The following is a 7,116-nucleotide window of genomic DNA, read 5'->3' as shown; positions in this document are numbered from 1 at the left end:
ATAGGGCGTGCCAGTTCAAGTCTGGCCTCGGGTACCATTATTCTTCTATAAAGCGCTTACATACGACTTAGTATTAAAGAGTATGGTGCGAAAAAGCCTTAACATTAGTTGGGGCTTTTTTGTGCCTGTAATTCGAGCGTTGGCGAAAGATAAAATCCCTCGTCGTTTTAAGTTGGGGCTTTTTTGTATCTGAAATTTGTTGGAATGAATGATTTTACTAAAAAATCCCTCGTCGTTCTAAAATAGGGCGTGCCAGTTCAAGTCTGGCCTCGGGTACCATTATTCTTCTATAAAGCGTTTATATACGACTTTTAGTATTAAAGAGTATGGTGCGAAAAAGCCTCAACATTAGTTGGGGCTTTTTTGTGTTTGCAATTTGGCTATATCAATTTCATTTCTTAAAGTTATTTTGAAGGGGTGTGGTTGAAGTCTGGCTTACGCTTTCACCTTAATCATGTCGCATGCTTGTTGTCCCCAGTGGGCATAAATAACCTCACTTGGATGAAACCCATCAATGGCCATTGGCGCATCAGCTAACGTCAATTCCATATTAAGTTGTTCGCATGGCAGTGAGCTTGTTTGAACCCAATTAGAAAGAGCTAAGTTGAACTCTCGGCTTCTTGCGCCTAAAAACCACCTAAAAGGCTGTGGTAACGCTGGAAATCGATCCATTGGAGGCACATTAGTAATGATAATTTGTGTTCCACCTAACTTTGATGTGATCAATGCGCACAACTCACTTAATTGTAATATCCATGTTTTTGCCGATATTGGACTCAGCACATCATTTACGCCCAGAGAGATAACAATAACATCTGCTTTTGTTAGCTGATTTTTATGGGTCATGAGTTTGACTTTATTGAGGCAGTTTTGGGTGCTATAGCCACTTTGGGCCACCAGTTGCCAATTGAGCTGATAATCATTAGAGAGCCGCTTAACCATGTTTCCCGCCAGTGCTTGTTGCTGGTGGCTTACCCCAACTCCCGCTGCAGCAGAGTCACCTAGGATCAGTAGCGACAATTGTGGCGAACGGCATGAGGCATTAACGCGCTCGCCGCTTGGCTCTGGTAATTTTATGGTGGTTTTTTTTACCCAAATAGCCTGTACTAAATAAATAGGCCATAAAAATATTAGTGTTAGATAGTGCAATGTTACATTCCTTTGTTATGTGCTTATTTAAGGGGTTACGACCTTAAATTTGATTTCATAAAGCTGTTCAATACCCGGATACACTTCCTGTATTAAGGTTTTTAATACTGCCAAGGGCATATTTTCTTGCTGCGCATGCAAGTCGGTTAATTGTGTAAATGGCACTGTATTAACGGAAATAACCTTGATGTCGCAAAACCATTTATCTTCCTCAAAGGTGGATACGGTTAACGTTTCACCTGCAATAAAGTGGGATTCACTGTCATCGCGTAAGGTAATAGTTTTAGCGCCTGACAGAATGTCTGTTTCAAAGCGGCTGAAAAAAGTGATGCTGTTAAGTGCTGGCATAGTGGCTTTGAGCCTTTATTAATTGCAGGTTTATTGTGCGTTATAGTAAATCAGTTTACTGAGGTTTGCCTTAACTTGTTTATCTGTTTGGCTTATCATGAGCGCCATTGCGACTTACTGCTTATTTTAGGATATTTCCATTGCATACTTTAGCTCAATTACAGTCTGGTGAATTACACCAAAACAAGATAAAACGATTACAGATAGCTGAAGGGTTAACCAGTTTTCCCATGGAAATTATTAAGCTTGCTGATTCCCTTGAAGTGCTTGATTTGTCGAATAACCGTTTATCATCGCTACCTGATGAGTTTGAGCAGTTGCAACAGCTTAAAATTTTATTCCTATCGTTTAATTGTTTTACTGACATCCCAGATGTCATTGCTAAATGCCCAAAGCTTGAAATGATCGGTTTTAAAGCCAATCAAATAACTACAGTTGCCGAAGATTGTTTTCCTGTTGATACCCGCTGGTTAATTCTCACTGACAATAACATTGAGCAATTACCTCAATCCATTGGCAAGCTACATCGACTACAGAAGTTTGCCATGGCAGGCAATAAGCTCAACAATTTGCCGCCATCAATGAGTCAATGTACATCACTAGAGCTATTACGTATTTCAGCCAATGAATTGACTGTTATTCCAGATTGGTTATTCAAACTGCCCAATTTAGCTTGGTTGGCATTTAGTGGCAATCCTATAACAGCGCCTGTTATCAATAGTGATGACGCTGCTGTTAATAGTGGTTGTGCGTTAACGCCAATGGCGCAGTTATCATTAGGGGAGCAATTAGGCCAAGGCGCTTCAGGGGTGATTTATCAAGCACAATGGCAGCAGGACTCTGGCACAGCACTGGACGTAGCGGTGAAAATATTCAGAGGTGCGGTGACATCAGATGGTTACCCAAAAGATGAATTACATTGCTGTTTGCAAGCAGGCTTTCATCCTAATTTAATTGGCGTACTTGGCTTTATTGCTGATGCTGACAATCTTGGTTTAGTCATGGAGCTCATTCCTCAGCGTTATTACAACTTGGGTTTACCGCCGTCACTGGAAACCTGTACTCGCGATACCTTTTGTGATGACATGGATATATCCCTAAGGCAAATCGTCACCGTTATGCGCAGTATGGCAGCTGCGCTAGCCCATTTACATCAACATAAAGTCAGTCATGGCGATATATACGCTCACAACACCATGATTGATAGTGATGCCAATATGCTATTTGGTGATTTTGGCGCAGCAACGGACTTGTCAGCGCTTGCAGTAGAGCAAGCAGCGTATATGCAAGCCATTGAAGTCAGAGCATTAGGTAATATGCTAGATGACGTATTGGGGCATTTTAATGAATTTACAGGCCATGATAATAACCAGCTAAGGTTAGCAACTGCAGATAGTCAGATCATTAGCCAATTAAGCCAAATAGTGTCTAGTTGTTTGCAGGCTGACGTAGCGATGCGACCTCAGTTTATTCATATCCAGCAGCAATTAGCCACCATTCAACAGCAGTTATTGGATTAACAATCGTCGCTTATATTTAGACCCAGATAGTTAAATTTATAAACAGGATAGGGGAGCGTTATGCCTGCAGCGTCATTAACGTCGTTAGTTGCACAAGTACGTCAATGCCAGCTTTGCCAGCATGCGTTGCCCCATGGCGTTAACCCAGTGATTCAAATTGATCCGCTAGCGCGTATTCTTATTGCTGGGCAAGCTCCAGGCCTTGCGGTGCATAAGTCTGGCATCCCGTTTGATGATAAAAGTGGTGACAGGTTACGAGATTGGTTAGGCATCGACAAAGACACCCTTTACGACCCTAAACAGATTGCGATTTTACCCATGGGCTTTTGTTATCCCGGTAAGGGGAAAAACGGTGATTTAGCGCCAATGAAAATGTGCGCCCAAACGTGGCGGCAACCCTTACTTAACCACTTAACTGATGTGAAGTTAACTTTGCTTATAGGCAAGTATGCTCAAGACTATCACTTGCCAAACAGGCAACAAACGCTGACAGAAACTGTTAAACATTGGCGTAATTTACCTTCGGGCATCATTGCATTGCCTCATCCAAGTCCTCGCAACAATATTTGGTTAGCAAAAAATCCATGGTTTGCTGAAGATTTATTACCAGTAATAAAATCGACAGTGCAGAATATTTTGCATGCTTAAGTGAAATATTTAATTAAAAGGGCTAATTTAGCTATGTTTTTAGACGAATTGATTGCAAAGTCAGCACTTGAACAATAAGTTTCATTTTTTTATTGATCCATTCTGAAAAACCAGTAAAGTATGCACCAAGTTCAGCGGCAGCAAGCAATTGCAGCAATTGAAAACAGATTCCGTAGCTTGTTTCGACAAGTTACAACAAGTTTGCCCGAGTGGTGGAATCGGTAGACACAAGGGATTTAAAATCCCTCGCTTAATAGGCGTGCCAGTTCAAGTCTGGCCTCGGGTACCATATTACATACGTAAGTATGGTGCAAAAAAGCCTCGACATTAGTCGGGGCTTTTTTGTGTCTGAAATTTGCTCAATGAATGACAAGATATAACAATCCCTCATCGTTTTAAAATAGGGCGTGCCGGTTCAAGTCCGGCCTCGGGTACCATCAGTTTTATTATCAAAAATATACGTCAGTATGGTGCCAAAATGCCTCAACATTAGTTGAGGCTTTTTTGTATCTGAAATTTGCTAAATGAATGACAAGATATAACAATCCCTCATCGTTTTAAAATAGGGCGTGCCGGTTCAAGTCTGGCGAGTACCACGAGTGAACACAGCTAAATTTAGCCGCGTTACATTGAAACTTTGTGTTGAAATCCTGATCCGTATCAGGTGTGTTAAAACGACGAAATCAATCAGATTCATCGACTATTGTTGACGGACTTATTTGAATTGTTCTTGCTAAATTAATGTATTAAATCAATTAGCCATATCGGATTTTTAGACGATAAAAAATCCTCTCAATCAATATCTTTACGTCGCTGGGATGAGTGTTGCCTTTAGCTTTACATATTTGACAGTACACATGCCTCTGCTAAGCTTTTCGATACCCTGAAAGTAAACAAGGTATTATTTACAGGTATGGAAGCAAACAGCAGGAACGACTTAAGTTACCTAGAACGCTTAATGAGATTGTTTACTCATGTGCAACCGGGAGAAGGTAAGTCAACCTTGATGCTCTCCGCTTACGCCTGTTTGCTACTGTTGCTGTATTACATTTTAAAGCCTATCCGTGAAGCACTCATCCTCTCTGAACACACCGCTGAAATACGCACTTACACGATAGCGATTCAAGCATTGGTGTTAATGATATTGGTGCCTTTATACGCTAGCTGGATAAGGACTCAGGGAACGAATGAAATATTGCCCCGAGTCACCTTAGCTGTGGCTGTGAGCTTGTTATTATTCTGGGGGCTTTATTTGTTTAAGGTGCCTATTTCAATCCCTTTCTTCGTTTGGCTAGGTGTGATCAATGTGCTGTTAATTGCCCAGTTCTGGGCCTATGCTGCAGATATTTACAGTCCAGATGAGGGTAAACGCTTGTTTGCTTTTATTGCAGCAGGGGCATCTTTAGGATCATTATTAGGTGCGCAAATTAGCAAACATCTATTTAAGCTTGTTGGCGCTGAAGGCTTGATGCTCGTCGCTGCGGTTTTACTTATCGCGACCATGTGGTTACCCAAATTAATTGGACTGAAATCTAAAAAAAAACAAACAAATGACTACCATGGTCATTCATTCAAAGCAGGTTTTGATACCGTACTGAATAATCGTTACTTGTTGGTGATTGCTGGGTTTGTAGTGTTACTCAACTGTGTGAATACTACAGGAGAATACATTCTGGCCAAATGGGTGCAAATTCATGCGCAGCAGGGAGCCGATGTCAAACTGATTATAGGTGAGTTTTACAGTGACTTTTACACTTGGGTAAACTTATTCAGCATGATAATTCAGCTATTACTGGTTTCTCGAATATTCCAGTGGATCCATATACATGGTGCCATTCTAATTTTACCCTTTGTCGCTTTTGTGGGCTATGGATTAGCGACTTTTATCCCTATATTCACCCTATTTAAGCTAATAAAGATTGCTGAAAATAGCATAGATTATTCATTACAAAATACTGCCCGGCATGCACTGTTTCTGCCTTTAAATCAGCAACAAATTTTTGAAGGGAAGACTGTGATCGATGCATTTTGTTGGCGTTTGGGAGATTTGGCTCATGTGGTGATCATCTTTATTGGCCTTAAAGTATTCAAGCTTGATCATTATGAGTTTGCGGCGGTTAATCTGGTGCTTTCCCTGTTTTGGATAATATTGTCATTTAACCTTGCTCGCAAGCATAAGCAATTGGTCAATGAGCATGATTAATACCTGTTTTAATTCTGATGTCTTGCTAAGCGCTAACTAATTTTAAGTAGTTGCATTGTCATAAACGGATTTGTTATCTGTGGCTTAAAGAGCCTAAATATATCGATATAAGTGAAATCCATCGCCCTTAAAAATAGACTTTACCAGCGTGATATCTCATCGATTGAATAGAAGGAGCGCAATATGCAATATTTGAAGATGGCTTTTTTTCTGACGATATATTTAGTCGCTTTCTTGTCTCACGCTGTAACCGTTCCTTTAATCCGAGATGAAACGGTTATCTTTGACTTATTAAATGATGGCGATATTAATCTTTCTAAAAGTGTTGCTAAAGCGTTCACGACAAAAGAAAGTATTATGGAAATTCGCAGGGTAGGTTTAGTCAAAAATAGTGTACAGATACGTGCCGCCTTTCGAGATAAAACAGTAAAAGATTATGCTAGAGGTAACGTTGGTTTAATGTATTACGATAGCTACTACAATGAATTAGCAGCATATATTATTTCAAAATACCTTGGCCTTAATATTATTCCTGCGACAGTGCTTCGAAGTATACCAATAGGGAAAAAAGGGCTAAAACCGAGTAAAAAATTGAGAAAAGGCAGTTTGCAATTATGGGTAGAGAATAGTGTCGTGCTTTACGATTTAACTGCTCTTAGCCTGCCTTACCCGGGATCCGCCGAATATAAAAATCACCAAATAAAAGAAATCAAAACATTCGATTGTATTATTGGCAATGTTGACAGGCATGCTGGCAACCTTTTAGTCGATCTGAATGAAAGATTTGAAGACCCAAATGAAGTGACGGACAGGAAAAAAGCTTATCTTGGTAAAATTTGGGCCATCGATCACTCTAGATCTTTTTATCGAGGGCCTCGGCTAGACATCCGAACTTGTAAGCTAAGTAAGTTAAAGTCAGATGCTATTAGCATGCAGTTTATGCAAGGGATGAGAGATTGGAAAATTGAAGAACTAGAAAAAAGACTCCGAGCGAGTGGTCTATCTGAGCAACAATTAGCTCACCTCAGATTGGAATCTATTGAGCATCGCTTTCAAAAAGTAAAACAACATTTTGAGGAACAGCAGCGAAAGAGTGGCATGACTGATGAAGAATATTACAGCTCGGGGCTTTGGCATCGGGTTTGGTGAAGGTTAAGCGATTAAGTTCGAAGAGAGGGTGTAACAGATTCTGTGTAACTGCAATTTAGTTAATATGCTTCACAATTCTGTCTTCGAACTCAATAATAA

6 protein-coding genes and 1 tRNA gene are annotated in these 7,116 nt (G+C 40.3%); 5 read left to right on the top strand and 2 right to left on the bottom strand.

Annotated elements, in window-relative coordinates; all coding sequences use genetic code 11:
- Positions 1-435: 435 nt before the first annotated feature.
- Both Q4533_RS19345 and yqfB read right to left on the bottom strand, forming a co-directional pair.
- The gene (locus tag Q4533_RS19345) at positions 436-1,149 is read right to left on the bottom strand and encodes an SGNH/GDSL hydrolase family protein (protein WP_303503857.1); all 714 of its coding nucleotides are present in this window, start codon (positions 1,147-1,149) and stop codon (positions 436-438) included.
- Positions 1,150-1,176: 27 nt separating this feature from the next.
- Positions 1,177-1,497, bottom strand: coding sequence for a N(4)-acetylcytidine aminohydrolase (yqfB, locus tag Q4533_RS19340; protein ID WP_303503854.1), 321 nt, complete (start codon positions 1,495-1,497; stop codon positions 1,177-1,179).
- 140 nt (positions 1,498-1,637) lie between these two features.
- On the opposite strand from yqfB, the gene Q4533_RS19335 reads away from it, so the two are divergent.
- From Q4533_RS19335 to Q4533_RS19315, 5 genes are all read left to right on the top strand, one after another.
- Positions 1,638-3,017 (top strand): leucine-rich repeat-containing protein kinase family protein, encoded by a 1,380-nt coding sequence (locus tag Q4533_RS19335; protein WP_102440274.1) that lies wholly within the window; start codon positions 1,638-1,640, stop codon positions 3,015-3,017.
- 60 nt (positions 3,018-3,077) lie between these two features.
- Positions 3,078-3,665 carry a uracil-DNA glycosylase family protein gene (locus Q4533_RS19330; RefSeq protein ID WP_102531537.1) on the top strand — a complete coding sequence of 196 codons (588 nt, stop codon included), beginning with the start codon at positions 3,078-3,080 and terminating at the stop codon, positions 3,663-3,665.
- Between the two features lie 203 nt (positions 3,666-3,868).
- A tRNA-Leu gene (locus tag Q4533_RS19325) sits at positions 3,869-3,954 on the top strand.
- Positions 3,955-4,578: 624 nt separating this feature from the next.
- Positions 4,579-5,868, top strand: coding sequence for an NTP/NDP exchange transporter (locus tag Q4533_RS19320; protein ID WP_303503852.1), 1,290 nt, complete (start codon positions 4,579-4,581; stop codon positions 5,866-5,868).
- A 183-nt stretch (positions 5,869-6,051) separates the two neighbouring features.
- The gene (locus Q4533_RS19315; protein WP_102476062.1) at positions 6,052-7,017 is read left to right on the top strand and encodes a hypothetical protein; all 966 of its coding nucleotides are present in this window, start codon (positions 6,052-6,054) and stop codon (positions 7,015-7,017) included.
- The last annotated feature ends 99 nt before the right edge of the window (positions 7,018-7,116 follow it).

Origin of the sequence: Shewanella sp. 6_MG-2023 (assembly GCF_030547195.1) — a bacterium.
Lineage (GTDB): Bacteria > Pseudomonadota > Gammaproteobacteria > Enterobacterales > Shewanellaceae > Shewanella.
The sequence above is the reverse complement of the archived record's forward strand: the minus strand, read 5'-3'. Positions and strand labels throughout refer to the sequence as shown.

Excerpts from the sequence above, each read along its gene's own strand:
- Q4533_RS19315 (WP_102476062.1), top strand. The coding sequence starts at position 6,052 with ATGCAATATTTGAAGATGGCTTTTTTTCTGACGATATATTTAGTCGCT.
- Q4533_RS19320 (WP_303503852.1), top strand. The coding sequence starts at position 4,579 with ATGGAAGCAAACAGCAGGAACGACTTAAGTTACCTAGAACGCTTAATG.
- Q4533_RS19330 (WP_102531537.1), top strand. The coding sequence starts at position 3,078 with ATGCCTGCAGCGTCATTAACGTCGTTAGTTGCACAAGTACGTCAATGC.
- yqfB (WP_303503854.1), bottom strand. The coding sequence starts at position 1,497 with ATGCCAGCACTTAACAGCATCACTTTTTTCAGCCGCTTTGAAACAGAC.